Consider the following 26,425-nt stretch of genomic DNA (forward strand, 5'->3'; position numbering starts at 1 on the left):
GGGACAGCCCTTCATGCCTCTCATGATCGAAGAGCTTGTAGTGATGAGACTAGGGTCACAAGAGGTGCAACAAAAGCGCGAGATTTTGAAGATAACCCTGCGGAATAGATGCATGATCGGCCGCTGGCTCTCACGGATGGTCATTGCAGTTCCACTGCCGTCTTGGGCGGAGTCAAAAGTGTCATCGCAGGAGTAGATTCCTGAGAATTAGATTCCATGGAAACAAAGTAGTAAACTCTCTGTTATGAACAAGGGCATCGGAACCTCGCCTCTGTACCCTCTTTTCAGCGAACTGACTCGATTGGAAACTGAGTTGTGGGACGCGCTCGATGGCAGTCTCCGCAAGGAGCACGGCCTCCCGATGAGCAGGTTTGAACCGATGGCGGTCATCGATCGCCTAGGTGCGTGCCGGGTTTTCGATGTTGCCTCGGCTCTTGCGATTACCGTCGGAGGCACGAGCAAACTCATTGACCGGATTGAAAAGGCCGGACATTGCCGTCGGAGGAATAACCCACTCGATCGCAGGTCCTCCCTCATCGAGTTGACGGCCGATGGTCGAATGCTGCTGGAACGGGCCAGGAAGACTGTTGAAGCCGAGCTGACTCTGCGGCTGAATCCTGTGCTTAGCCAGGAGAACACAGATGAACTCGTCGACCTGCTGAGCCGGCTACGAAATGCCAGCCGCTTGGCGGCGGCAGAGAAACCGGCCTGACGCGCTTGGGGGAATCCGAGGTCATCCTCTACTCGTCGCTATCCAGCGGCGTACCGACAGCCACTAAGACGTGAAGGAAGCAAGTAAATGACTGAAGAACTCCGTGAACGCATGGATCGTTTCGTCGAATTCATCAATTCAGCCGACGAAAGGATTGGTGGTGAGATCATCTCACCGTCGGCAACGTTCCATGTGCCCTTCCTGCCAGAGCCGGTGCAGGGTCCAAGCGGCTACCTCAAGATCATCGGGATAATGCGACAAGCGTTTCCCGACGTCCAGTGGTCCCTGGAGGAAACCATTATTGAGGGAAACACGGTAGCGGCACGATTCGTCCTGCGTGGCACACACCAAGAAGACTTCCTCGGCGTACCTGCAACAGGCAAACCGGTCCAAACGCAGGCAATGAACATCTATCGATTCACCAATGGTCAAATCAGTGAAGAGCACGGTCTCCCGGACCTCTTCGGGCTGATGATGCAAATCCGGCCGATCGATGCCTAAATGTTTAGGCGGGGTTCTCAGGCCCTGAGTTGCAGCGGGTCCCTGACGTGGGTGGACTGGGCCTTCAAGGCCTGCCCGCCAGTGCTGGAGACCGGCTTCACCCGCCGCAACGCGGCGAGGATGGCCCGGCCCACCACGGCGATTCCGATCATCGTGGTGGCGGCGCGCAGGGTGTCCCAGCCCGCCGTCGAGGTCAGCAGCGAATAGAGCAGGAAGCTGCTGAGGTTGGTGGCCAGCGGAGCGCCCGGCACGTAGGAGATGCCGGTCCCGGCCCCCACGGCGAAGGGCCAGAACCACAGGTTGGTCAGCAGCCCGAACAGGTACGACGCCACCACGCCGTAGCCGGCCAGCATCCACAGTTCCGCCCTGCCACGCACCCGGCGGGGGAGCAGTCCGGCCCCCGCGCCCACCCATGCACACGCAAAGATCTGGAACGGCGTCCACGGCCCAACGCCGCCCCACAGCACGCTGGAGACGGCAATGGTGGCCGCGCCGAGAAGCAGGCCGAAACGCGCACCGAACGCCCGGCCGGCCAGGATCAGCAGGATAAAGACGGCCTCCACACCCCCGACGCCGGTACTCGCCACCCGGACAGCGGAACCGACGGCGGCCAGCACGCCGAGCAGCGCCACGGTATGAGCCGACCGCACCGATCCGTCCAGGGACACCACGACGGCGACCGCCGCCACGGGTGCGATGGCCAACGCCGCATAGGGCAGGGCAGCCGTGGCGTCCTGGGGGAGGGCCGCGGCGAGCAGCGGCCAGCAGAACGCCGCGAAGGCCAGCAGGTTTGCGGCGGCCAGGACTGCCAGTTCGAGCGCTCGCGGCATTCGGAGGCGGCGGGGGTTCATGGTATCCCGGGGGTCAGCCTGCTCGTTGAGGGTGGCAGGCTGAGCCCTCGTTGCTGCCGCGCGGGGTGGGAGGACAAACGGCTCGGGGCTAATGACTGGCTCGGCGGCCGGCGCTACACCGTCCCGCATCGGCAGGATCCGGGCGCCCAGGCCGCGGGCGAACTCGAGGTCGTGGGTGGCGATCAGCACTGCTGCGCCGTCGTCCGCCGCTGCCCGCAGCGCCGCCGAGACTGCTGCCCGCGCTGCGGGGTCCAGGCCGCGGGTGGGCTCATCGATCAGCAGGACCTGCGGGCGGTCCATGGTCTGCAGCGCGATGGCAAGGATCCTGCGCTCGCCGGCAGAGAGGTCCCGGGGATGTTCGTGGCCAATGGGAATCTGAACGCCTCCCCGCAGCCGGGCCAGGCGTGACGCTGCGAAACCGGGTGCGGGCGCCTGGCTGCTTCTTCCCCGCGCCAGGCGTCGCTCGGCCGCGCGGAGCTCGCCGGAAACGGTATCCCTGGTGAAGAGGTCGTCCGAGGCGTCCGGCACTAGGGCAACCCTGCCGCCGTCAACCTTGCCTTCAACAGCTCCGTCGCCCAGGGCCAGTGCCACCAGGAAGGACGACTTCCCGGCACCGTTTGGCCCTACCAGGGCCACCACTTCGCCGCGGTGCAGGGCCAGGGACGCGTCGCGCACCAGCGGCTTGCCCTTGCGGTGCACCCCGAGGTTTTCCGCGGTGAGCACCGGCGCGGAGTCCGGCACCTCCCGGGCGGGACCGGCTTCGGGATGGGCAGGAGCCGCGGACGGGGCAGCACCCGGTACCAGGGCCTTGCCGTCGATGGTCCACCACGCACCGGCAATGGGGGCGAGTGCTTCGGCCCGGTGCTCCGCCACGATGACGCAGGCCCCCTCCTCGCGGGCCAGGGCATTGAGCACGGTGATGACGCGTGCGCGTGCGGTGGCGTCAAGGTCTGCCAGGGGTTCGTCGGCCAGGAGCAGGGCAGGAGAATCCACGACGGCGGCGGCAATGGCTACGAGCGTCGACTCACCGGCCGAGAGGGTGCTGACGTTCCGGTCCAGCAGCCCGGACACCCCGATGCGCTCCGCCACCTCAACCACCCGCGCCCTCGTGGCGGCAGCGGGCGCGCCACGCAGCTCAAGGGCCAGGCCAATTTCGTCGCGGACAAGGGAGGTGGCGAAGGCGGCGCGGGGGTTCTGGAGGACGACGCCGACAAGGCGGGCCGTATCACGCGGCGGCGCAGCAGCACGGTCCAGTCCGCCCACGCACACAGTCCCGGAAACCTCTCCACCGTCAACGTGGGAGAGCAGGCCCGCGATGCCCCGCAGGACGGTGGACTTGCCGGAGCCTGTCGGCCCGGTGACCACGGTGACCGAGCCACCCGGGGGCGCAAACGCGTCGGCGTTGATGCAGGTGTCCCCAATCCGGAACCGGGCGTCCCGGACCACAAGCGGTGCGCCGCCGTCGAACTCTTGCGTCTGCGCCCCACGGCTCCCAAAGCCGCGCAGCTCCAAGGCCGCGGCGACCCGGCCGGCGTGCTCCAGGGTGCGCTCCAGCACGGGCACCAGGGCGCGGGGCCCAAAACGCTCGCCCCGCAAGCGGAAAGCGAGGCGCACGGAGGCCACGGCCTCGGCCAATGCCGGAAGCGCCGCCCACGCCACCACCAGCATCCGGGCCACGCCCTGCAGGGGGCCGCCGCGGGCCAGCCGGACGAAGCCGCGGGACACATCCACCCAGGCGTTGAGCAGGCCGAAGCCGAGGATCGTTGCAGCAATGGGCAGGGCGGACAGGACTGCCGCCCACAGCCCGGGCCCGGTGACCGGGCCGAGGAACACCACATGGGCATAGGGGGCGGGAAGCCGCAGCGGCGGCAAGTCGAGCAGGATGGGGCTCCCGGTGCCTGCCCCGTTGAAAAGGACGCGGTAGACGACCCGCGCCGCGATGAACACAGCGGCGAGGACTGCCGCTGCGCGCAACGGCGCGGGCCGGAAGGTCATGCCGCGGGGGCGGCCGGCTCGCCGTCGACCGTGAAGAGCAGTTCCAGGCTCTCACCGGGGTTCACCTTCAAGGTGCCCAGGCCATCCTGGGCGTAGGCCCATTCACCGGAGGCGGGCTTGACCCACAGGCCCCAGTAGGCGAAGGCGGCGGGCATGCCCTTGCATTCCTCGCGGTAGGTACCGTCCTTGTGCTTGATGTCGAAGTCGGCGGCGGGCACACCGTTCGCGCGGCACACGATTTCGTTGGGGTACTGCGTGGTGCCCTCGGTCTTGATCTTTGCCTCGTCGAGCACCTTGGATGCCACGGTGGGTCCGTCCACGGACACGCAGGTGGAGGTGCTAGCGGCAGCCTGCTTCAGGGCGCCCGAATCGACGACGACCTTCACGCCCGCGCAGGGCTCGCTTGCGGCGCTGGATGAGGCAGTGCTGGATGCAGCGCCGGATGAAGCGGATGCCGGGGAGGCGGAGGCACTGGGCTGGTTGGCGGCCGGCGTGGAACAGCCGGCGAGGGCAATCAGGAGACCGGCGGCGGCGAGCGAGCCTGCGGCGGCGGTACGAATCTTAGTCAAAGTCACCTGTCAAGGGTAGGGCGTTGCCCGCCCGGAGCAGGAGGCCGTCCCCTTGTATGACGCCAGGTCTCCATCAGACCACTGACAGTCCGGCTGTTTCACGGCTACTCTCGAGACATGCGCCCAGCGACCCAACGGCTGGCCCCTGCTGATGAGGCGAACCTGGTGCTCGACCACGCCGGCCAGGTCAACGTGTTCCTCGTCGCTGCGCTGCTCGCACCCGGCGGCTTCCTGGCTCCGGACGGCACAGCGGACATCACAGCGCTGAGGGCGGTCCTCCGTGAACGGATTGCGCAGCTGCCGGCGCTCCGCAAAATCGCCGCCCGGGCAGGCCGCCGACACTACTGGAATGAAACCATTCCCGACCTCGAACACCACATCCGCGCCGTAGAGCCCGTGGATGGCCTCACAGGACTTCAGGACAGGTGCGCCGAACTTATGGGGCAGCCGCTGGCAGGGGACCGTCCGTTGTGGGAGATCCTGGTGGTACCGGGTGCCACAGCCGGAGGTCTCGGCGTCGTGCTGCGGATCCATCACGCGGTGGCCGACGGGATGACGGCGGCGGTCATCGTGCAGCGGCTTTTCGATCCCGGCGAACCGCTGGTGAGCCCATCAAACCAGCCGTCTATGCGCGGGCTGGCGGAGGCTTCCCGACAGCATCCCCGGAACGATCCGCGCAGCACACTTCGTCGCCTTGGTACGGGGATTAGCCGCATCCGCAAAACTTTATGGGGCCACGGCGTGGGTCGCACGGTGTTGCTCGGTGAGCGTAGCGCCCACCATGGCGTCGCTTTCCTGCGGACAGAAATCGAAGCCCTTGAGACGGCGGCGCGCCCGCGGGGTGCCACCGTCAACGATGCACTGCTCGCTGCGTCCGCGGCTGGGTTCCGGGCGGCTTTGTTGGCGGCCGGTGAACCGGTTCCGGCTTGGTTGCCCGTCTCGGAACCGGTGGCTCTGCGGCGCCGCGGGACTGCCGGGAACCAGGTGGGAGTCATGCTGGCGGCTGCCACTCGGCGAGCCGGACCCGGATGAGCGCTTGCGGCTCATCGCAGCCCAGACGCGTGACGAGAAGCTGCGGGCGAGGGACCAGGGCACCCTGGAGTTCATGCGCGGCCCGATCGGCGCGCGCGTCATGGACCGCCTCGCCAGAAGGCAGCATCTGGTGGGCGGGTTCGTCACCAACGTGCCGGGTCCGAAAGGAGCCTTTCTCCTCGCGGGGGCTCCGGTCACCGCGCTCTGGCCGGTTGCGGTGCTTGCCGGCAACGTGCGGCTCGGTGTCGCTGCCGTCTCCTACGCCGGCAACCTGTGTTGCGGCATCCACTTCGATGCCTCGAATGTCCCAGGCGATGTGTTTGCGCAGGGGATGGGGGAGGAGCTGGCACGCCTGGGCCGGTGAGCGTTGTGCTTGGAACAGTGTCTTCAGACCCCAAAAGGCCGACGGCGGCACTCGGGTGAGTGCCGCCGTCGGCCCTTGTTGCGTGCGGTGTTATGCGGATTCTGTTGCCAGGGCCCCTTCGGCCGCCAGAGCATCCTGCCGGACGTCGTGAGTTGCCTGGTGCCGTCCGGCACCTGACGACGGGTGGGCGGCGACGGCCGCGGCGTGCTCGGCCAGCACCCCCGTCTGGTGGCGGATCTTGAGGCGGTAGAGCAGGGTCCCGCCTATGACCACGGCGGCTACGAACATCACGCCGCCCCACTGCAGGTACCACTCAAAAGGCGGCACCGAGTTGTAGATCTCGGGGCGGGGCCAGATCAGGTTCAGGGTCATGGCACCGCCCCACAGGACCGCCAGGATGTTTACGGGAAGCCCCCACTTGCCCATGCTGAAACCGGGTTCGGAGCCGTCGTGCGCCAGGGGCCACTTCTTCAGGAAGCGGTTGCGCAGCATGGGAACCGTGACCAGGAGGTAGGACAGGTAGATCAGCACGATGCTGATGCTGGACAGGATGGTGAAGATGGCCGGCTGCATGACGTTGATGAGCAGCGGGACGACGGCCAGGACGCCCACCACGATGGCCGCGACGGTGGGGGTCCTGCGGACAGGGTCCACCTTGCCGAGCTGACGGCTGAACGGCAGGTTGTTGTCCCGGGCCATGGCAAACACCATGCGGATGGCTGCCGCGTGGACCGCCAGCGTGCAGACCACCACGGCCACCACGATGCACAGCAGGAAAGCCTTGCCGAAAGGCCCGCCAAGGACGGAGAGCACGATGTGCTGCAGGCCGCCGTCGGCAGATCCCACCTTGGGGTCGGTCAGGTCAGGTGCGGCCAGGATGCCGAACAGCAGGATCAGGCCGCCCAGGACGAACGAGGCCGTGACGGCCCGCAGGATGGCCTTGGGCGCCGTGCGCTTGGGATCCTTCGTTTCCTCGCCCAGGGAGCTGGCGGTGTCAAAGCCGTACATCACGTAGCCGGAAGCCATGGCACCGATGAGGAAGACGCCGAAGAAGCCCAGGTCATTGCCTTCCCCGAAGCCCGTGGTGTCGAAGAAGACCTCGGGCCCCCGCACCACGTGCCAGCCCAGTGCGAGGATGAGCAGCACGGCCGCGATCAGTTCCACGAAGACGCCGATGCTGTTGATCCGGGTCATGAGCTTCACGCCGAACGCGTTGATGAGGGTGGAGATGGTGATCATGATGGTGGCCAGCACCACGCCGTTCATGGCGAAGTCATAGGGGCCGGTGCCGTCACCAACGAACTGGAAGCCGGACCAGAGCTGCGGCAGCGTCAGCTGCAGGGCCAGAGCCACGGCTCCCAGCGCCATGATGCTGGACAGCATCAGCAGCCAGCCGGCCAGCCAGGCGGTGGTCCCGGATGCGAGCCGTTTGGCCCAGTTGTATACGGACCCGGCCACGGGGTAGCGGCCGGCCAGTTCGGCAAAACACAGCGCCACCATCAGCTGGCCGGCGAAGACGAGGGGCCAGGACCAGGCGTATGCCGGGCCGGCCATGGAAAAACCAAAGTAGAACAGTTGGAAAACACCGGTGAGGATGGAGATGTAGCTGACGCCTGCGGCGAAGCTGGCAAACTTGCCGATGCTCCGGTCGAGGGTCTGGGTGTAGCCGAATTCGTCCATGCCGCTTGAATCAATACTCTTGCTGGGTTCCAATATGGACTCCTAGATCAGAAAAGCACGATGGGGACCGGCCGACCTGTGATGAGGGGAAGGTCGGGGGAGGGTGTGGCCTGACGCCGTCTTGTGGACGCGGCCGGGTTTGCCCGCTGGGGTTGCGGGCGGTGGTTGTTCTTGGGGGAGGCCTGGTGGGCCCGGGGTACTGCCGCTCAGGCGAGCGACGCGCTGAGCTCAAGTTCCGCCGTCGACGTTTCTCCTGGCTGGTCGGCGCGAAGGTGGTCGGCATGGATCAGATCGGCGCAGCGCTCGCCGATCATCATGACGGTGATGTTGGGGTTGACGGTGATGTGTTCGGGCATGACGGACGCATCGGCGACGCGGAGGCCGGTGACGCCCTTGACCCGCAGTTGGGGGTCCAGCGGCGACATGTCGTCGTCGGCCGGGCCCATGCGGACGGTGCCTACCGGGTGGTAGACGGTGTTGTGGGTCTTGCGGATGTAGTCCTGGAGTTCCTCGTCCGTCTGCGCGTCGACGCCGGGCGAGAGTTCGCGGCCGGTCCATTCCGCCATGGCGGGCTGGGCGGCGATTTCGCGGGCCTTCCGGATGCCGGCCACCATGACGCGCATGTCATGGCCTTCGGGGTCCGTGAAGTAGCGGGGGTCCACCATGGGCTTGTCGCGGAAGTCGCGGCTGCGCAGCCGGACGGTGCCGCGGGAGCGGGCGTGGGTGACGTTCGGGGTAAGGCTGAAGCCGTTCTCCGTGGTGGGGTAGCCGTGCCGCAGGGTGTTCATGTCGAACGGGACGGAGCCGTAGTGCATCATCAGGTCGGGGCGGTCCAGGCCGTCTTCGGTGGGCGTGAAGATCCCGATCTCCCACCACTGCGTTGAGGTCTGCACCATGGGCTGTTTGGCCTCGAACTGGACCACGCCTTCGGGGTGGTCCTGCAGGTGCTCGCCCACGCCGGGAGAGTCCACCAGGACCTCGATGCCGTGCCGGGCCAGGTGGGCGGCCGGGCCGATCCCGGACAGCATGAGCAGCTTGGGGGAGTCGATGGCGCCGGTGGACAGGACCACCTCCTGCCGCGCGGTGAGCCGGTGGGTGCGGCCGAACGCCGAGTCCACTACGTCCACGCCGGTGCAGCGCTTGTCCGCGTCGAACACCAGCTGGCGGGCGCGGAGGCCGGTCAGCAGGGTGAAGTTTTCGCGTTCCATGATCGGGTGGATGTAGGACACGGAGCTGGAGGCGCGCGTGCCGTCCGCCCGGCGGTTTATCTGGAAGAAATTGGCGCCGTTGACCACCGTTTTGCCGGTGTTGAACCTGGCGCGGGGAATCCCGGCCTGTTCGCAGGCGTCCAGAAGCGCGACGCCGGCAGGATCCGCCGGGGGCACGTTCATCAGGTGCACGGGGCCGGAGTCCCCGTGGTGCGGTGCGTCCGGGCCGGCGTCCTCGTTGGTTTCCAGCCGCTTGTACAGCGGCCAGGCAGCGTCGGCATTCCAGCCGGCGGCTCCGTACTTGGACTCCCACTCGTCCAGGTCCTCCCGCGGTGCCCAGAAGGCGATGCAGGAGTTGTGGCTGGAGCAGCCGCCCATGACCTTGGCGCGGGCGTGGCGCATGAAGGAGTTGCCGTTTTCCTGCGGTTCCACCGGGTAGTCCCAGTCGTAGCCGGACTCCAGCAGCTCCATCCAGCGGTCCAGCTGCAGGATTTCCGGGATGTTGCGGTCATCCGGGCCTGCCTCCACCAGGGCCACGGTGACGTCCGGGTCCTCGCTCAAGCGTGCGGCCACTGCCGCGCCGGCGGATCCGCCGCCGATGACCAGGTAATCGAACGAGCGCCCGCTGAGGTCCTCGATGTTGTCGAAGTGCATCTAGTTCTCCTTGCCGTGGTCAGCGAACCAGCCGGTCACCTGGGGGTTGGTGTTCTGGTAGATGTGCTTTGCTTCCTGGTACTCCGCCAGGCCGGTGGGCCCCAGCTCGCGGCCCACGCCGGACTGGCCGAAGCCGCCCCACTCGGCCTGCGGGAGGTAGGGGTGGTAGTCGTTGATCCAGATGGTGCCGTGCCGCAGCCGGGATGCCACGCGCTGGGCCTTCCCGGCGTCCTGGGTCCACACCGCCCCGGCGAGCCCGTAGATGGTGTCGTTGGCGGTGGCCACGGCCTCGTCCTCGGTGCGGAAGGTTTCCACGGTCACCACGGGGCCGAACGCCTCGTCGGTGACCACGGACATGCCGCGCTGCACCTGGTCCAGGATGGTGGGCTGGTAGTAGAACCCGGCGTCGTACTTCGCCCCGGAAGGTGCCGCGCCGCCGGTGCGGAGCCGCGCGCCTTCCTGGATCCCGCGCTGGACGTAGGCGTGGACCTTGTCGCGGTGGGCGGCGGAGATCAGCGGGCCGGTTTCGGCGGCGTCGTCGAAGGGGCCGCCGAGCCGGATTGCCTCAGCGCGGCGGACCAGCTCGGCCACGAAGCGTTCGGCGATGGATTCCTCCACCAGCAGCCGGGCGCCCGCCGAGCAGACCTGGCCGGAATGGACGAAGGCGCCGTTGAGGGCATTGTCCACGGCGGCATCGAAGTCAGCGTCGGCGAACACCACATTGGGGTTCTTGCCGCCCAGCTCCAGCGCCACCTTCTTGACGGTGCCGGCGGCGGCAGCGGCGATGCGCTTCCCGGTTTCCAGTCCGCCGGTGAAGGAGACGAGGTCGACGTCGGGATGTTCCGAGAGCGGTGCGCCCGCCTGGGCGCCGGGGCCCGTGACGAGGTTGGCCACCCCGTCCGGCAGGCCGAGGTCCTGCAGCAGCTGCATGGCCAGGATGCTGGTGGACGGCGTCAGCTCGGAAGGCTTGAGGACGAAGGTGCACCCGGCGGCCAGAGCGGGGGCGATCTTCCACGCCGCCTGAAGCAGGGGGTAGTTCCACGGCGTGATCAGGCCGCAGACGCCGACGGGTTCGTAGACGATCCTGCTCACGACCCCGGGGTCCCCGGCGTCCACCATCCGGCCGGCCTGCTGCCCGGCCAGCCTGCCAAAGTATTCAAAGCAGGCGGCGATGTCGTCCATGTCGATGCGGCTTTCGATCATCCGCTTGCCGGTGTCCAGGGACTCGGCCCGGGCGAACTTTTCACGGCGTTCGCGAAGCCCCGCCGCGACCTTCAGGAGGAAGGACCCGCGCTCGGGGGCCGGGACGGAGGACCAGACGCCGGAGTCGAAGGCCGCGCGGGCCGCTGCAATGGCGCGTTCGGCGTCTTCGCGGCCGGCCTCGGAGACCGTGGCCACGAGCTCGCCGTCTGCCGGGTTGTGGATCCGGCGCACAGCGCCGGATGCCGCCGGCTCCCAAACGCCGTTGATGAACAGGGAGGAAGCTGTCTCAGTTTCTTCGGTTGGGGCTGCATCCCGAACCGGTGTGGCGTAAGTCATAGGAAGGACAGTAACGCACGTTGAACGAGTGTTCAATACATTTCTTGAACACTTGTTCAATGACTTTGATGGCGCTACCGTTGCCCTGCGGCAGCTGTTTCAGGCGAAAGCGATCTGCTCCGTGCGCTCGATGCTTCTCTGGATGGAGGCCTTGTCCACGCCGAGCAGCGCCGTCAGCCACATGCCGTTCTGGATGACCACGATGTCCGCCGCCCGCTCCCTGCATGCCTCCCAGGGCAGCTCGGGTTTGGCGCTGGACACCAGCGCTGCGAGCCCGTCGATGTACCGGTCGAAGGCCGCGGCGTTGATCTGCGCGTAGTCCTCGTCCGCCTGGGCAAGGGCCCAGAGGTGCAGGCGCAGGGACAGGTAGCGGGTGGTCAGCAGGTCGGTGGCGGCCACGCGCCGGAGGGCCTTGCGCAGCTGTTCATCCGGGGGCGACGACGGGTCCGGGGCCACGAGCAGAAGGTCATGCTCATCCACCCGGCGCAGGGCTGCCCGGATCAGTGTGGTCTTGTCGTCGTAGTAGTAGTTGACCAGGCCCAGGGCCACGCCGGCTTCCCGTGCCACGGCCCGCATGCTGACACCGGAAATGCCGTGCCGGGACAGCAGATCCATCGCCGCTTCGAGAATGCGGGTCTGTCTGTCGGTCTGTTCGCCGGAGTTCACGGCACTGGTCCCCATCTGGCCAGACTATTGCCTAACCGGCCGGGAGCGCACTTCCGGCGGGACCGGGCAGCCTGCTATTGATTTGGTGTTTGAAGCCGTCGTTGGCGGGGCACCTTGCTTGTGCATCAGGATTTTGTCTTACAGCTTTGGAGATCGATGGAAAGCGCAAGTCTCATGGCCCTGCTATTTGTAGGTGCTGTCGGCAGAGGCCGGAGCGCTCAGCCCAATGCCCCGCAAATCATTGCCAGGCCTTCGCTGCTGGCCCTCGTCTGGACGGCGGTCCGGAGCAGGACCGCCACGTTCCTGCACCGGTTGGCGTGGGTAGTGGAGCCGGACCCGCGCTGACACAGAAGAATCCCCACCGGGCGCACTTCAACCAGCGCACACCCGGTGGGGATTCCTTCGTCGGCAGGCCGCCTACTTCTTGGGCAGGCCCGCCGGGTTCAGTTCGGACTTCTGGATGGCCTCGGAGGAGAGGCCCCAGCGGTCCAGGATCTTGGCATAGGTGCCGTCGTCGATCAGGTGGTTCAGCGCGGCCTGGGCGGCGACCGCCAGGCCGTTGCCCTTCTTGGTGGTAAACGCGATCTGCGCGGTCAGGGGCCAGCCGCCGTTCAGCGTGCCCACCTGCTTCGTCTTCCCGTCCTGCGCCGCCTTGTAGGCGGCAGCCGCGTTGGGTCCGAACGTCAGGTCCGCACGGCCTGACTGAAGGGCCAGGCTCGAGGCCGAGTCGTCGTCGTAATACTGGAACTCGACCGGCGCCAAACCGTTCTTCTTGTTCTCCTCGTCCCAGCGCACCAAAATGGCTTCCTGGTTCGTGCCGGAGCCCACGATGATTTTCCGGCCGGCCACGTCCTTGGCTTCCTTGATCTCCCCGATGCTGGAGCCGCTCTTGGCGTAGAAGCCCAGCAGGTCGTTGCGGTAGCTGGCGAAATCGAACTTTTCCTTCCGCGCCTCGGTGACGGTCACGTTGGAGAGGACGGCCTCGTACTTGGACGACTCGATGCCCAGCGGCCAGTCGGCCCACGCCACGGGCAGGACCTCCACGTCGAGCCCCAGCGCCCCGCCCACCGCGTACGCGATGTCCACCTCGCTGCCAATGAGCGTCTTGTTGTCCGTGGCGAACAGGCTGAGCGGCGCCGTGCCGCCGGTGGTCACCACCGTGAGCTTGCCGTCCGCTTTGATGGCCTCCGGCACCAGGGCTGCTGCGGCGTCATCCTTGGTCACCTTGAAGCGGTCCTGCTGAGGGGACAGGTTGAAGGTCTTGCCGCTGGAGTTGGTGGCGGACGACGACGGTGCTGTCGCCGCCGAGGCGCCGGGATTTGAGCAGGCAGCCAGTCCCAGCAGGGCTGAGACGGCCAGGGCGACGACGGCGGCCGGCTTGGGTTTGAAGGCCATGGTTCCTCCTTGGAAGGGTGGCGGGGATGCAACGGAAGGTGCGCGTTGCAGCAACTATCCGGCAGCCCCGGAACGGGAATCAAAGCGCCCGAAACCCTGGGATACAGGGAGTAACGGCGGTTAACCCGAGGACCGCGGCGGTCACATTTGGGCCGGGCCGGGGCCGGTGGATGTCGATTTCAGAAGCTGACTGCACAGATGTCAGAAGTCCTCTGCACATCTGCTGGCATTGATGGCTCAGGGCACGTCTAAGGGGCAACTTCACCGGCGGGTCATACTAGAATCCGGGCACCCCGGAAACGGGGCTATCCGAGCCAGGATGGCGGCTGTCGGCGGATCGGCTAACGGCACACGTTCCAGTCGTGTACACATGGAGCATGGGACCAGAAGTTCAAGAATCCGGCCGGGACGATTGTCTGTTCTGCGGCATCGTGAAGCGCGATCCGGGGGACCAAATTTTCTTTGCCGACAATGACGTCGTGGCTTTTCTTGATACCGCCCCAGCGACTCGAGGGCACACCTTGGTCGTGCCACGCATACACGCGGTCAACGTGTTCGATGTGGGAGGTGATGAATTTTCAGCCCCAATGCGAGGCGTCTGGAGCGTTGCCAGCATCCTCAAGCGACAGCTGAATCCCCAAGGACTGACCCTGATTCAGAGCAGCGGCGAGGCGGCATGGCAGGACGTGCTTCACCTGCATGTTCACCTCATTCCTCGATATCAAGGAGACGGCCTCGTCCGCCCCTGGGGACAGATTCCGAGCAAGCCTGAGGCGGTTGGACAGATAAACAATTCCCGAGCTCTAACCGTCGACCTGCGCCAAGCAAGCGGCTATACCGAGTAACCGCTCGCTGTTGAAGGATGCTCCACGGGAAAGATCCAGTCCATGCTGGTTTGCTCCTTCTCGACGGTCATAATGCGTTCGGGCTGAAACACTGGAGCTATGGACATACCTCTCGCCGATGACTCTGGATATGTGGACCAAAAAAGCATCTGGAACGTCGCCCAAGCCTTCGTGGAGGAAAACCACCCTAAGGCATGTGCCTCGATTCTCGGCGGAAGCGCCGCGGCCGGAACAGCAACTTCGACCTCGGATCTCGACATCGCACTGCTGTATCCGAACGGTCACTCCAACTACGCCCAGACCACCCGATACCGGAGCTGGCTGGTAGAAATCTTCGTACACACACCGGAGAGCCCTAGTTCTGGTACCGCAAGGAAGCCCAGGATCGTCGACCGGTGATAGCAGCGTTATGCGCGAGTGGCCTGCTTCTTACGGACGACGGAAGCGGTGCTGCTTGGCAGGCCGGAGCTCAAGCTGAGCTAGCCCGAGGGCCTGAACCGCTTACAGACCAAGAACGAGATTCCCGTCGCTACAACCTCAGCGCTCTTGTAGACGACCTCGAAGGCAGTGAGTCGGCGGCGGAAAATTTCATACTGACTGCAGAGGTCCTCCGTGAGGCGGCCGGTCTGTTGCTCCTCGAGAACGGGAACTGGCTCGGCGCCGGTAAATGGGTCATTCGCAGGCTTGCCCAGAGTGACCATGACTTGGCCGTACGCCTGCTGGCATGGGCGAGAGGCCCGAAACGCGACCCACAGAATCTCGTAGCTCTCGCAAAGGAGGTACTCGGTACATCAGGTGGGTACCTCCAAGAAGGCTTTGTTCGAGGGGCCTTCTGACGAGCCTCCCCAAATCATCCTCGCTGCATAGCCACATGAATGCTGGAGAGGGGCACCCGGCCGCCCAGGCACTAGGACGGGCTGAGTCGAAAGGTGACATGCGCCAGCTCGGCATCTTGGGGCATGGAGGGGTAGTGCGACTGGAGGCCGGCAGCGTGATCGGCGTCGAGGTCGATCAAACGGATCCGTTCCACTGAGAGGATCTCGCCCTCCGCGTGGGCAAAATCAGGGTGGTCCTCGAAGACGAATGTCGCAGGTCCCACCGCGATCGGGTCATCCCAGCGGATGGTCGTAGTCTTCTCGCCTGACATCACGGCGTCGTGATACCGCTTGTTGAATCGAACAATTCGTCGCCCATTGGCATCTGGGAAGAAGTAGGTGTCAGGCAGGAGTTTGCGAACGGGCCGGACAACCGGACCGGATTCTGCCGGCACTGCGACCAGTATGTCGGGATGGTGATCAAGGAGCACCTGCCGGCATCGTCCGCACGGGGGGATAAGACCGCGCCCCCTGTCGCCAGCCGCTGCAATCGTGAGCAGTTGTTTCGCCCCTGCGCTTGCCGCAACGCCCAGGGCGACCAGTTCGGCGCACGGGCCGCCGCTGAAGTGGTAGACGTTCACTGCCTGATGGATGTTCCCGTCAATATCCATCGCGGCCGCGGCGACGGTGTGGTTGACGCTATCCCCGAGGGTTCGCGCTAAGGCCTCTGCGACCTCGATGACACGGCGCTCAGGTTCAAGTGGTTCCACAACTGAACACGCTAACAGGCGCGTCCTGAGGGAGTGGAAAGACGGGCATAGAGACCGTTGCTATGTCATTACGTAGGATCACTGCCGGACACCCCGCGGTCACGAGTCGCCTGCACAAACCTTGGCTTTCAGAGGAAGTTTGTGCAGCTGGCTTTTGAAAACGACAGTGGATCTGCAAGTGGCGGCCTGTCACGGATTCATGAGAAAACGAGTACTCGGGCGAAAAAGACAAGTGGTGATTACGCGTGTTCTCCCTGGGTGCCGGAACTTACGGTTGAGCCATCAAGCGGCCAGAGTGGGCCGTTTCATTGGTCTTTTCAGGAGCTCGCATGCACACTTCCCCATCCAAGTCCCGACTTTCCCGGCGTCTTGCTGCCGCCGTAGTCCTGCCCGGCCTGCTTGCCACCAGCATGGTACTGGTCCAGCCTGCCGTTGCCGCGACGACGCCCACCACAGGGATGTGCAACGGTGTGGTGAACCAGCTGGCGCACCGCGGTGCTGTCCAGGAGAACCTCCTCAAGGCCGCCGCCAAGAAGAACGCCGATGCGATCGCTGCGCTGCAGACTGACAACGCCAAGCTCCAAACCTCCAAAGATTCTCTCACCGCCCAGGTTGCGGCAGCACAGCAGGAACTGGACAGCCTTACGGCCCAGGAGACGCAACTTGCCAATGACATCGACGCTGCGCAGGCCGAGGTGGACGGGCTGCTCTCTAGGCAGGGTGATCTGGGCGCTGCCGTGACCGCTGCGGAAGCTGACCTCGCCGCCCTGCAGAGCCAGCAGGCAAAGGCTGCAAGCGAGCTGGCGCCGCTGCAGGAGGAACTGGCAACGGCGCAGTCTGAATCCGCGAAACTGAAGAGCACGCTTGCTGACCTTAAGGCACAGCAGGACGCGAATACCCAGTCCCTTGAGGATGCCAAGGCAGACCTTGTTCCGCTGGAGCAGGCAGCGGACCAGGCAGCCTCCGCCGTTGCTGCCAAGAACGCCGAAATTCAGCAGGCCCAAATCGACCTCGCTGCTCTGAATACCAAGGCAGCGAAGGCCGCCGACGCCGTTACCGCGGCCGGGCAGGCAGTCACGGACGCCGAAAACCAGCTGAAGGTACTTCAGGCAGCAGGAACCACCGCGACAGCAGAACTGGAGGCCCAGCAGGCTCTGGTCGACGCCGCGAGTCAGACGCTATCCGGGCTGCAACGGGACGCCGCCGCCGCGGACGCCGCTTTCACGGCAAAGAAGGAACAGATCTCTGCTGCCGAGACCCAGCTCTCGGCCCTGAACTCCACAGCCTCCGCGGCCAAGGAAGCCCTCGACGCCAAGAATGCCGAGATCAAAACAGCCCAGGCAGACCTGGGGACCCTCCAAACCGCTGCTGCGGCAGCGGCCAAAGCCGTTACCGATAACGCCGACAAGATCGCCGCCGTCAACGCCGAAATCACCGTTCTGCAGGGCAAAATTGCCGCCGCAAAAGCTGCGGTTACGGCAAAGCAGGCCGAGATTACCAACGCCCAGAACGAACTGGCCACGCTCACGGCGCAAAAAGACGCCCTGACAAAGCAGATCGCAGACCTGAACAAACAGATCGATGACATCAACGGCAACTCGCAGAAGAAGCGCGACCTGATCGCGCTGCGCGACAAGGCCCAAGCCGACCTGAAAACCGTTGACGCCCAAATCAGCGACAAGAACGCCAGCATCTCCGCGCTCCAGGGTGACCTGACAAAATTGCAGAGCCAGGTCAACAGCCTCAACGACCAGTTGCTGGCAAAGCAGCAGGAAAGCAATGCCCTGCAATTGAAGGCTAAGCCCCTCCAGGACGTGCTGACCGCTGCAAACGCCGCAGTCGCTTCTAAGGAAGCCGAGATTGCTACCCTCAAGGGCCAAGTGACTGGGCTGCAGGATGCGGTCAACCAGGCGAATGGCGCGGTGGCTACCAAGCAAGCGGAGCTGACCACCCTGCAGAATGGGCTTTCAGCCCTTCAAAGCGCTGCTACGTCGGCGGCGGACGAAGTAGCCGCCCAGGAGAAGGTGGTGGCAGATCTCGAAGCGGCACTGCCGGTACTGGCAGGGAATGTCTCCGAAGCCCAGGCAAAGATCACGGAGCAGCGAGAGGTCCTCGAAGCTCTCCGGCCTGCCTTGGCCGAAGCGCAAAAAGCGCAGGAAGATGCAGCTGCTGCCGTGGGTGCCAAGACGACAGAGCTGGCAGGACTACAGGAGCAGCTCCCCGCGCTCCAGAAGGCCGTCGACGATGCCAACAAAGCAGTTTCCGAAAAGACAACTGAAATTAGCTCACTAAACCAAATTAGCGACAGCCTCGTAGCGCAACTCAAGATCCTGAACGGTCAGATCACTACGAAAGAAGGCGAGATCCTGGGCCTGCAGAACCAAGTGAGCCCGCTGCTGGCCCTGCTCGACAAGCTCAACGGAGAAATCAGCGCCGCGGAGGCAAACCTCTCGTCCTTGCAGTCGCAGCTGACAACCCTCGACGGACAGCTCACGGCAGCACAGACAAAGCTCCGGGAACTGCAAGCCCAGAAGGGCGCTAAAAAGGACGCCGTGGAGGCGCAGAGGACCGTGGTGGGCAACCTCCAGCTTCAGCTGGCAAAGGTGCAGGACCAGATCACGGCCATCGATCCGACCATTGCTAACGGTGGCTGCGCCTGACCTCATGAGACCGGCGCCCAATGACGCGCGCCGCAAGGAGGGGACCAGTTCATTGCGAACTGGTCCCCTCTGCTGTTGCTAAAAATCCGGCCTTACTCAGCTGAGTGCAGCCAGGACTTCCTTGGCCACATCCTCGCTGGACTGCGGGTTCTGTCCCGTGATGAGGTTGTCGTCGCGGACCACGTTGGAGGACCAGGCGGCAGAGTTCTCGATCACGGCGCCCTTCTCCTTGAGCGCGTCCTCAACCAGCCACGGGGTGTTCTCGCCAGTCCCGCCACCCAGCTCCTCCTCGTTGGTGAAGACGGTCAGGCGCCGGCCCTCGAAAGCGAAAGTGCCGTCGTCGTCCGTTGCACTCAGCAGGCCCGCCGGGCCGTGGCAGAACGGAGCAATGACCTTGCCGTCCCTGTTCGCGGCCACCAGCAGGCGGCCCAGGTCGGCGTCCTTGTAGAGGTCGGCCATGGGGCCGTGGCCGCCGGGCATCACCACGGCGTCATAGGCGGCAACGTCGACGTCGGCAAGGACCAGCGGGTGCGCCAGCTCGCCGTCGATCTTTTCCAGGTAGTCCCGGAAGCCCTGCGCGCGTTCCTCGCCGCCTGCGGACTCGGCAACCAGGCTAACCTGATCCACGGTGGGCTTCTTCCCGCCGGGAGTTGCGATGTGCACCGTGTTGCCGGCCTCGGTCAGGGTCTGGTGGGACACCACCAGTTCCTCCGCCCAGTAGCCCGTGGGGTGTTGGCTGCCGTCCTTCATGGTGAGGGAATCGGCGGCCGATACAACCATCAGAATGTTTGCCATGCTGTAGCTCCTGTCTCTAAGTCTTTACTTGCCGGCTGCTTCAAGCTCGGCGTACGTGTCGTCGTCGAGCGTGATGTCCGCAGCAGCCATGTTCTCTTCAAGGTGCTGTACGGAGCCGGTGCCCGGAATGGGCATCATGACGGGGGAGCGGCGCAGCAGCCAGGCCAGGGCCACCTGGGAAGTGGTGGCGCCCAAGCGCTTGGCGGCTTCGTCCAGTGGGCCTCCCGGCTGGGCCAGCTCGCCGGCGGAAATCGGTGCCCACGGAATGAAGCCGATGCCGTTTTCCTCCGAGTAGCGCAGCACGTCTTCGGAGCTGCGGTCCGTCAGGTTGTACCGGTTCTGGACGGTGGACACGGTGAAGTGCTTGCCAGCGGCTTCGAGTTCCGCCACGCTCACCTGGGACAGGCCCAGGGCGCGGACCTTTCCTTCGTCCTGCAACTCGCGCAGCACTCCGAACTGCTCCTCGGCGTCCACCTTGGGATCGATCCGGTGCAGCTGCAGCAGGTCCAGCGTGTCCACCTTTAGCTTGCGCAGGCTCAGTTCGGTCTGCTGGCGCAGGTATTCCGGCCGGCCAACCGGAACCCACTTGTTGGGCCCGGTGCGGGTGAAGCCCACCTTGGTGGCGATCTTCAGCCCATCCTTGTAGGGGTGGAGGGCCTCGGCGATGATTTCCTCGCTGATGTTGGGGCCATAGGAATCGGCGGTGTCGATGAAATCCACGCCGAGTTCGACGGCGCGGCGCACCACGGCCAGGGCGGCCTGCCGGTCTGCGGGCTCACCCCAGACACCGTCACCGACGATGCGCATGGCACCAAAACCGAGCCGGTGCACGGTTCCCAGATCCTTGAGGTCAATCGTTGCGGACAGTTCCAGCTGCTTCGTTGAATCATGGCTCATAGGGGCGGCAACCTCATCAGTGTGCTGAGTATTCCGCCCATCACAGAAATAAGCCGGGCGCCGCCGTCGTTATGCCTCAAGTGCCCGCCGTAATCCGGCCGGCGCGCCCTACGAAACTTTTTTGAAAGGCCGGCACCTGACGTGACTCTTCCCCTCTCCATCCTTGACCTGGCAACCATCGGCAAAGGCCAGACGGCGGCGGAGAGCTTCGCGGGCAGTGTGGCCATGGCGCAGAGCGCCGAGAAGCTGGGATACCGGCGGGTCTGGTACGCGGAGCACCACAACATGTCCTCCATCGCCTCCTCCGCCACCAGCGTGCTGATCGCCCACGTTGCCGCGCACACCGAAAGCATCCGGCTCGGGGCCGGTGGCGTCATGCTGCCCAACCACTCCCCGCTGACCATCGCCGAGCAGTTCGGCACCCTGGAAACCCTGCACCCCGGCCGGATCGACCTGGGCTTGGGCCGAGCACCGGGCAGCGACCAGAACACCATGCGCGCGCTGCGCCGGGACCCCATGTCCGCCGACAGCTTCCCGCAGGATGTCCTTGAACTGCAGGGCTACCTGACCGGCCCCACCCGCATTCAGGGCGTCGAGGCCACCCCGGGCAAGGGGACCAACGTGCCGCTGTACATCCTGGGCTCGTCACTGTTCGGTGCCCGCCTGGCTGCGCAGCTGGGCCTGCCCTACGCCTTTGCATCACACTTTGCCCCGGCCGCACTGCAGGAGGCCGTGGCAATCTACCGTCGCGAGTTCAAGCCCTCCGCCCAGCTGGACGCCCCGCATGTGATCGCCGGCGTTAACGTGATCGCCGCTGATTCCGCCGCCGAGGCGCAGGACATGTTGCAGGCCACCAAGCGTGCCCGCGTCTCCCTTTTCTTCGGCGGGGGCACCCGCGAATTCACCGACGACGAGGCGGACATGATCCTCGACTCGCCGCAGGGACGCCACATGGCACAGATGATGACGTACTCCGCGGTGGGGACGCCCGACGCGGTCATCGACTACCTGGACAGCTTCGGAAAGCACGCCGACGCCGACGAACTCATCGTGGCGCACCAGAGCCCGGGAACCCAGGAGCGGCTGCGGTCCGTCGAGCTGCTGGCCGAGGCCGCCGGACTGGTCCGGGTCTGAGATGGCGAAGGCACAAGCGAACGCAAAGGAAGGCGTAGGCTTCCGGTCCGACCGCGGGCCCATCCTCATCGCCCTCATGCTGTCCACCGGACTCGTGGCCATCGACTCCACCATCGTGGCCACGGCCGTGCCGTCGATCGTCCGTGACGTGGGCGGCTTCTCATCCTTCCCCTGGCTCTTTTCCGCCTACCTGCTGGCACAGGCCGTGACCGTGCCCATCTACGGCAAGCTCTCGGACATGGCGGGCCGCAAGCCCATCATCCTGACCGGCATCGGCCTGTTCCTGCTGGGCTCCGTGCTCTGCGGGCTGGCCTGGAGCATGCCCTCCCTGATTGCCTTCCGCGCCCTGCAGGGACTGGGTGCCGGCGCGGTGCTGCCGGTGTCCATCACCATCGCGGGCGACATCTATACCCTCCAGGAGCGCGCCAAGGTCCAGGGCTACCTGGCCAGCGTGTGGGCTGTTTCCTCGGTAGTGGGCCCCAGCCTGGGCGGCGTATTCTCTGCGCTGGGCATCTGGCGCGGAATCTTCCTGGTCAACGTCCCGCTCTGCCTGCTGGCCGGCTGGATGCTGGTGCGCACCCTCCACGAAAACGTGGAACGGGCAAAGCACAAGGTGGACTACGCCGGCGCCGTGCTCCTGGCCGGCTCGCTTGGCCTGCTCATTCTCGGCGCACTCCAGGGCGGCCAGGCCTGGGCATGGAACTCGCCCGTCAGCATTGGCGTCTTCGCGGTGGGCGCAGTCCTGCTGGCCGCGTTCCTCCTGGTGGAGCGGCGGGCGGCCGAACCCATCCTGCCCTCCTGGGTGGTTTCGCGGCGCCTGCTGGGCACCACCGCGCTGGTGTCCTTCGGGGTTGGCACGGTGATGATCGGCCTGACCTCCTACGTGCCCACCTTCCTTGAAGGGGCACTGTCCTCCTCACCCCTGGTGGCAGGCCTGGCCCTTGCGGCCCTGACCCTCGGCTGGCCGCTCAGCGCCTCGCAGGCCGGCAAGTTCTACCTGCGGATCGGCTTCAAGTCCACCGCCCTGATCGGCATCGCCATCTCCGTGGTGGGCCTGCTGATCCTGTCACTGACCGCGGCCGCACCCAACGTGGCGCTGATCGCCATCAGCTGCTTCGTCGTCGGGCTCGGCCTGGGCCTGCTGGCCACCCCCACCCTGATCGCCGCCCAGTCCAGCGTGCCCTGGCACGAGCGCGGCGTGGTGACCAGCACCAACATGTTTGCCCGCTCCATCGGCAGTGCCCTGGGCGTGGCCGTGTTCGGTGCCGTGGCCAACTCCATCTACGGCGGCAGCAGCGGCGGCGAAGGAGACCCCGCCACCGTAATCTCCGCGTCCGGGGCGGTGTTCCTGGCAGCGCTGGTGGCCGGACTGCTGACCGTCGCGGCAGTGCTGGCCATGCCCGCGGTCAAGGCGGAAACGGCGGAACCGGCGGCGGAAACTGGGGAACCTGCGGCGGATTCGGCGGAACCCGTGGAGGAATCCGTGCCCAGCCCGGAGGGCCGTGCCGGTTAGGGTGCCTGGCGGGACGCGCGGAAGATCGACGGCGCGGGCCGGGTCCCCGTGGCAAGATCGGCCAGGATCCGTCCCACCACCGGCGTGAACTTGAAGCCGTGCCCGGAGAAACCGGCGCCGATCACCATGGGCCCCACCCGGTCCAGGATGAAGTCCTCGTCAGGCGTGGTGGTGTAGGTGCAGCTGATGGCCTCCAGGTCATCGGGGTCCACTCCCGGCAGCCACTGCCGCGCGTAATCCTGCAGGGCTGCGAGCTGGGTCGGTTCGGGCCGGAAATCGCGGTGGTCCGGATCCACCACGGGACCCACCCCGTGCCAGCCGGCCTTGATGCCCTCGCCCGGGGTCTGCATGCCGTAGACGGGGGAGTACCAGCCCCGGTAGTCCTGGCCCGGGTAGTGGTTGAAGCCGGGCCACACTGCGCCGGCGTCCGCCACCCGGAAATGCGCCGGCTGCTCCTGCGTGACCCTGAGCCGGGGAATCCGGATCGCGGCAGCCTCCCGGTCTGAACCCCTGCCGGAAGCCATCTCCAGCAGCCTCTCCGTCCAGCCGCCCGCCGTCACTACCGCCTGCGCTGCCGTGACCACCTCGGTGCCCGCAGCCGATTCCAGCGTCAGCCGCACGCCGTCGTCGAACACCTCGAAGTCCACCACCTTGGTGTGGTGCCTGATCTCCGCGCCCCGGGCGGCGGCCAGCCGCTGGAAAGCCGGCAGCGCCGCCTCCGGGTTGAGCTGGCCGCCGTCGGGCATATGCAGGACCTGCTGGTCGAAGCGGATGCCGCGCCACCGTTCATGCGCCTCCGCCGGGTCCAGGAATTCGGCGCGGATCCCGGCAGCGGTCAGGGCTTCGGAAACCTTCCGAAGGTCCCCGCCCGGGCCGTGGTTGACGATTCCGGTGCGCGCCAGCAGTTGCGTACCGCTTTCCTGCTCCAGTTCGTCCCACAGGGCAAGCCCCTCGGCGAGCATCGCCACGTACTCCGGCCGGTGGTAGCCGGGGTTCAGGTTCCGGGTTGCCCCGTGGGACGCCCCAATCTTGTGGCCGGGACCGAACTGCTCCACCAGCGTCACCTGCCGGCCCCGGCGCGACAAGGCCCATGCGGCCGCAGAGCCCATGGCGCCGCCGCCGATCACCACGGTGTCAAGAACAGTGTTCATCAGCCCTCCAAGCTGCGGTTGTGGTCACGTTGTAAAGCAGCCTTACGCCAGCAAGAGCGCGACGCCGATCATCGCCGGTACTGCCACCACGGTGGTGATCAGCACGGTGTCCTTGGCCACGGTAAGCCCGGTCTGGTAACGGCTGGCGGCCACGAAAACGTTCTGGGCGGTGGGCAGGGCCGACGTGACCACCACCGCAAACAGTGCGTGCCCGTCCATCCCCAGCGCGAAGCGCGCGAAGACATAGGCAAGGGCCGGCTGAACCGCCAGCTTGAAGCCGCTCGCCAGCAGCGTGTCCACGCGCCGGCCCGCGGAAGCCTGCAGTGGGCGTGTGCCGTTCAGGCTCATGCCGAACGCGATCAGCATGGCAGGGATCGCGGCACCGCCAATAAGGTGGATGGGCTCCATGACCAGCGCCGGAACCTGGAAGCCGGTGCCGGCCACCAACAGCCCCAGGCCTGAGCCGACGATCATGGGGTTCCGCAGGATCATCAGGAAAAACCCCAGGGCGGTGGTGCGGTGCGAGCTGGTACACGAGTCCAGGATCATCAGGAACATCGGCGTGAAGAACGCCAGCTGGAAGATCAGCAACGGCGCCACATAGCTGGCGTCACCCAGGACATATACCGCAATGGGAATACCAAGGTTCGCCGAGTTTGCCAAGGATGCGGACATGGCGGACATCAGCGATTCAGGGAAGGCCCGCTTCAGCCAGAACCTGGCGAGGGCAAAGAAGATGGCGGCCGTTACGATCGCACCCACCGCCGTGACCAGCAGCGGCTCGGCGAACACTTCCTGCAGGCGGGCCTTGCTGAGGGTTTCGAAAAGCAGTGCGGGGCTGGCGACGAAGAATGTCAGGCCGCTGAGTACAGGGCGGGCGTTATCGCCGAGGATTCTCCGCCGGCCCACGAACCATCCCACCAGGATGATGCACCAGACCACGAAGAACCCCGCCAGCACCCCTAGCAAGGATCAGCCTTTTGGGCACAGCGGAGGTCAGGACCGGGACGCACGCTCCGGTTACAGGGTGGCGTTGTTAAGCGCGAAAGGGGGGCGCATCATGCCGGGAGTGAGGCCCTCTGCGGGATCGTTGCCCAGCTGGATGATCCGGTTGTTTGCGTCCACGTGGACCACGCGGGGCTCATACTCCTTGGCCTCTTCACTGGTCATCTGCGCGTAGGTAATGAGGATGACAATGTCGTTCTCGTGCATGAGGTGCGCCGCTGCACCGTTAATGCCGATCACGCCGGAACCGCGCTCACCGGCGATGGTGTAGGTCTCAAGCCGGGCGCCGTTGGTGACGTCCACGATGGACACCAGCTCGCCGGGCAGGATGTCGGCGGCCTCGAGCAGGTCAAGGTCCACGGTGACCGACCCTACATAATGCAGGTCGGCGTGCGTGACGGTGGCCCGGTGGATTTTGGACTTGAACATTGTTCGATTCATAACGGCTCCAGTCTAGACCTGCGGCCCTTTACCTGCAGTGACGCAGGAAACACAACGCCTTTCACGTGCACGCCTGCCCAGCGACGCTGGACCTCCGTGCGCAGGGGGCGCGCCTGCACAGCGAAGTGCTGCGTGACGGCGCAGGTTGGGACGCGTACGACGGCGGCCGGTCACCCGGCGTCGTCCCTTGCCACTGCGGCGGCGGCCGCAGCGAGGGTCTCCCGGGCGGCCAGGATGGCGGGGCGCTGGGCGCTGGAGCGGCGGACCGAGGTGAAGATGGTGCGGTGCGGCGTGCCGGGAAGCTCCAGCAGCTGGGCCGTTGTGCCGCGGCCGGTCCACACCAGGTCCGGCATCAGGGCCACGGCATTGCCGGACTCGATCAGTCTGGCCTGGGCCTGCAGGTCGGCGGTTTCAAAGCGCACGTCCGGCTCGAAGCCGGCGCTGCGGCATGCCTGCTCCGCCCAGTGGCGCGACGCCGCACCCCTAGGTTCCATGACCCAGGCGAGCTCCGCCGTGTCCGCCAGCGAACGGATGGCGGGACCGTCGTCGGACGCCGGGGGAACGGCAAGCCGGATGGCGTCGGTGGTCAGCTTGACCCGGTCCAGCTCGGGGTAGCGCGGCGCAGCGTGCCCGGGATACTGCTCGGCAATCACCAGGTCGAAGTCGCGGGCCCACGTCTCATGCAGCGCCGTCTCGGGCTCACGCTGGATCATTTCGATCCGGACTTCGGGATAGGTGGCGGCCATGCGGGTGAGGGTGTCCGGCATCAGGGCCAGCGCCGCGGACTGGAACACGGCGATCCGCACCGTTCCGGTGACGGTGGTCAGGGACGCGGCCAGGTCCGCCTCCGCCTGCTCCATGGTTTCGAGCAGCTGTGCCGTGTGCGCCACCAGCACCTCGGCCTGGGGCGTCAGCTGCACCCGCCGCCCCGTCTTCCGGAGCAGTTCCACGCCCACCTCCTTCTCCAGGAGGGCCAGCTGCTGCGATACCGACGACGGGCTGTACTGCAGTGCCTCAGCCACCTCGGCCAGCGTCCCCCGGATGCTTAACTCCCGGAGCAGCCGGAGCCTGCGAACGTCAAGCATGGCGGATTCCTAACTGAAACTAACGAATATAGGTTAGAAGTAGCCACTTTATCTAACGCAACCGCGCACGCATACTGTTGAAACCGAGTTACCCCCGTCACAGCCAGTTTCCTTGGCGTGCCGCGGCGGGGTCGCACCCCCGAGCAGG

Annotated in this window: 24 protein-coding genes; 10 read left to right on the forward strand and 14 right to left on the reverse strand. The window is 65.9% G+C overall.

Annotation, left to right across the window (positions count from 1 at the left end):
- Positions 1-244: 244 nt before the first annotated feature.
- Both QFZ60_RS00270 and QFZ60_RS00275 read left to right on the forward strand, forming a co-directional pair.
- Entirely contained in the window at positions 245-712 is a 468-nt protein-coding gene (locus QFZ60_RS00270; RefSeq protein ID WP_307087133.1) for a MarR family winged helix-turn-helix transcriptional regulator, read from the forward strand.
- An 87-nt stretch (positions 713-799) separates the two neighbouring features.
- Complete coding sequence (locus QFZ60_RS00275; RefSeq protein ID WP_307087135.1) at positions 800-1,213, forward strand: ester cyclase; 414 nt, start codon at positions 800-802, stop codon at positions 1,211-1,213.
- A gap of 17 nt (positions 1,214-1,230) precedes the next feature.
- On the opposite strand, the gene QFZ60_RS00280 is transcribed toward QFZ60_RS00275, so the two are convergent.
- Together QFZ60_RS00280 and QFZ60_RS00285 are read right to left on the reverse strand one after the other, a co-directional pair.
- Positions 1,231-4,059 (reverse strand): ATP-binding cassette domain-containing protein, encoded by a 2,829-nt coding sequence (locus tag QFZ60_RS00280; protein WP_307087137.1) that lies wholly within the window; start codon positions 4,057-4,059, stop codon positions 1,231-1,233.
- On the reverse strand, positions 4,056-4,634 hold the full coding sequence (locus QFZ60_RS00285; RefSeq protein WP_307087139.1) for a hypothetical protein: 579 nt from the start codon (positions 4,632-4,634) through the stop codon (positions 4,056-4,058). Before QFZ60_RS00285 ends, QFZ60_RS00280 begins: the two co-directional genes overlap by 4 nt.
- A gap of 111 nt (positions 4,635-4,745) precedes the next feature.
- Here QFZ60_RS00285 and QFZ60_RS00290 point away from each other — a divergent pair, with 111 nt between their 5' ends.
- Positions 4,746-5,660, forward strand: a complete 915-nt coding sequence (locus QFZ60_RS00290) for a wax ester/triacylglycerol synthase domain-containing protein (protein ID WP_307087140.1) — start codon at positions 4,746-4,748, stop codon at positions 5,658-5,660.
- A gap of 4 nt (positions 5,661-5,664) precedes the next feature.
- Entirely contained in the window at positions 5,665-6,024 is a 360-nt protein-coding gene (locus QFZ60_RS00295) for a WS/DGAT domain-containing protein (RefSeq protein ID WP_307087142.1), read from the forward strand.
- Positions 6,025-6,114: 90 nt separating this feature from the next.
- Here QFZ60_RS00295 and QFZ60_RS00300 read toward each other — a convergent pair whose 3' ends face one another.
- The 5 genes from QFZ60_RS00300 to QFZ60_RS00320 all read right to left on the reverse strand — a co-directional run bounded on the left by QFZ60_RS00300 (position 6,115) and on the right by QFZ60_RS00320 (position 13,166).
- Positions 6,115-7,704, reverse strand: coding sequence for an APC family permease (locus tag QFZ60_RS00300; RefSeq protein ID WP_307093150.1), 1,590 nt, complete (start codon positions 7,702-7,704; stop codon positions 6,115-6,117).
- 206 nt (positions 7,705-7,910) lie between these two features.
- Positions 7,911-9,566, reverse strand: a complete 1,656-nt coding sequence (locus QFZ60_RS00305; RefSeq protein WP_307087144.1) for a GMC family oxidoreductase — start codon at positions 9,564-9,566, stop codon at positions 7,911-7,913.
- Positions 9,567-11,105 (reverse strand): aldehyde dehydrogenase family protein, encoded by a 1,539-nt coding sequence (locus QFZ60_RS00310; protein WP_307087146.1) that lies wholly within the window; start codon positions 11,103-11,105, stop codon positions 9,567-9,569.
- Between the two features lie 99 nt (positions 11,106-11,204).
- Positions 11,205-11,786 (reverse strand): TetR/AcrR family transcriptional regulator, encoded by a 582-nt coding sequence (locus tag QFZ60_RS00315; RefSeq protein WP_307087148.1) that lies wholly within the window; start codon positions 11,784-11,786, stop codon positions 11,205-11,207.
- A gap of 402 nt (positions 11,787-12,188) precedes the next feature.
- On the reverse strand, positions 12,189-13,166 hold the full coding sequence (locus tag QFZ60_RS00320; protein ID WP_307087150.1) for an ABC transporter substrate-binding protein: 978 nt from the start codon (positions 13,164-13,166) through the stop codon (positions 12,189-12,191).
- Positions 13,167-13,543: 377 nt separating this feature from the next.
- On the opposite strand from QFZ60_RS00320, the gene QFZ60_RS00325 reads away from it, so the two are divergent.
- Together QFZ60_RS00325 and QFZ60_RS00330 are read left to right on the forward strand one after the other, a co-directional pair.
- On the forward strand, positions 13,544-14,011 hold the full coding sequence (locus tag QFZ60_RS00325; protein ID WP_307087152.1) for an HIT family protein: 468 nt from the start codon (positions 13,544-13,546) through the stop codon (positions 14,009-14,011).
- Between the two features lie 99 nt (positions 14,012-14,110).
- Complete coding sequence (locus QFZ60_RS00330) at positions 14,111-14,410, forward strand: nucleotidyltransferase domain-containing protein (RefSeq protein ID WP_307087154.1); 300 nt, start codon at positions 14,111-14,113, stop codon at positions 14,408-14,410.
- 508 nt (positions 14,411-14,918) lie between these two features.
- Here the strand turns inward: QFZ60_RS00330 and QFZ60_RS00335 are convergent.
- On the reverse strand, positions 14,919-15,281 hold the full coding sequence (locus tag QFZ60_RS00335; RefSeq protein WP_307087156.1) for an ASCH domain-containing protein: 363 nt from the start codon (positions 15,279-15,281) through the stop codon (positions 14,919-14,921).
- Positions 15,282-15,299: 18 nt separating this feature from the next.
- Between QFZ60_RS00335 and QFZ60_RS00340 the strand changes: the two genes are divergently transcribed.
- Complete coding sequence (locus tag QFZ60_RS00340; RefSeq protein WP_307087158.1) at positions 15,300-15,548, forward strand: hypothetical protein; 249 nt, start codon at positions 15,300-15,302, stop codon at positions 15,546-15,548.
- 377 nt (positions 15,549-15,925) lie between these two features.
- Entirely contained in the window at positions 15,926-18,256 is a 2,331-nt protein-coding gene (locus QFZ60_RS00345) for a chromosome segregation ATPase (RefSeq protein WP_307087160.1), read from the forward strand.
- Positions 18,257-18,352: 96 nt separating this feature from the next.
- Here QFZ60_RS00345 and QFZ60_RS00350 read toward each other — a convergent pair whose 3' ends face one another.
- Together QFZ60_RS00350 and QFZ60_RS00355 are read right to left on the reverse strand one after the other, a co-directional pair.
- Positions 18,353-19,051: a type 1 glutamine amidotransferase domain-containing protein gene (locus QFZ60_RS00350; protein WP_307087162.1), complete on the reverse strand. Its 699-nt coding sequence runs from the start codon at positions 19,049-19,051 to the stop codon at positions 18,353-18,355.
- A 24-nt stretch (positions 19,052-19,075) separates the two neighbouring features.
- Positions 19,076-19,948 carry an aldo/keto reductase gene (locus QFZ60_RS00355; protein ID WP_307087164.1) on the reverse strand — a complete coding sequence of 291 codons (873 nt, stop codon included), beginning with the start codon at positions 19,946-19,948 and terminating at the stop codon, positions 19,076-19,078.
- 141 nt (positions 19,949-20,089) lie between these two features.
- On the opposite strand from QFZ60_RS00355, the gene QFZ60_RS00360 reads away from it, so the two are divergent.
- Both QFZ60_RS00360 and QFZ60_RS00365 read left to right on the forward strand, forming a co-directional pair.
- On the forward strand, positions 20,090-21,082 hold the full coding sequence (locus QFZ60_RS00360; protein WP_307087166.1) for an LLM class flavin-dependent oxidoreductase: 993 nt from the start codon (positions 20,090-20,092) through the stop codon (positions 21,080-21,082).
- Between the two features lies 1 nt (position 21,083).
- Positions 21,084-22,595 carry an MFS transporter gene (locus QFZ60_RS00365; RefSeq protein ID WP_307087168.1) on the forward strand — a complete coding sequence of 504 codons (1,512 nt, stop codon included), beginning with the start codon at positions 21,084-21,086 and terminating at the stop codon, positions 22,593-22,595.
- Here the strand turns inward: QFZ60_RS00365 and QFZ60_RS00370 are convergent.
- From QFZ60_RS00370 to QFZ60_RS00385, 4 genes are all read right to left on the reverse strand, one after another.
- Positions 22,592-23,746 carry an FAD-dependent oxidoreductase gene (locus QFZ60_RS00370; RefSeq protein ID WP_307087170.1) on the reverse strand — a complete coding sequence of 385 codons (1,155 nt, stop codon included), beginning with the start codon at positions 23,744-23,746 and terminating at the stop codon, positions 22,592-22,594. The genes QFZ60_RS00365 and QFZ60_RS00370 overlap by 4 nt on opposite strands.
- 42 nt (positions 23,747-23,788) lie before the next feature.
- Positions 23,789-24,715 carry an AEC family transporter gene (locus tag QFZ60_RS00375; protein ID WP_307087172.1) on the reverse strand — a complete coding sequence of 309 codons (927 nt, stop codon included), beginning with the start codon at positions 24,713-24,715 and terminating at the stop codon, positions 23,789-23,791.
- Between the two features lie 51 nt (positions 24,716-24,766).
- Complete coding sequence (gene panD, locus QFZ60_RS00380; RefSeq protein WP_307087174.1) at positions 24,767-25,192, reverse strand: aspartate 1-decarboxylase; 426 nt, start codon at positions 25,190-25,192, stop codon at positions 24,767-24,769.
- A 170-nt stretch (positions 25,193-25,362) separates the two neighbouring features.
- Positions 25,363-26,277, reverse strand: coding sequence for a LysR substrate-binding domain-containing protein (locus QFZ60_RS00385; protein ID WP_307087175.1), 915 nt, complete (start codon positions 26,275-26,277; stop codon positions 25,363-25,365).
- Between the last annotated feature and the right edge of the window lie 148 nt (positions 26,278-26,425).

The sequence above is a fragment of the Arthrobacter sp. B2I5 genome, from assembly GCF_030816735.1.
In the GTDB taxonomy this organism is placed as follows: Bacteria; Actinomycetota; Actinomycetes; order Actinomycetales; family Micrococcaceae; genus Arthrobacter.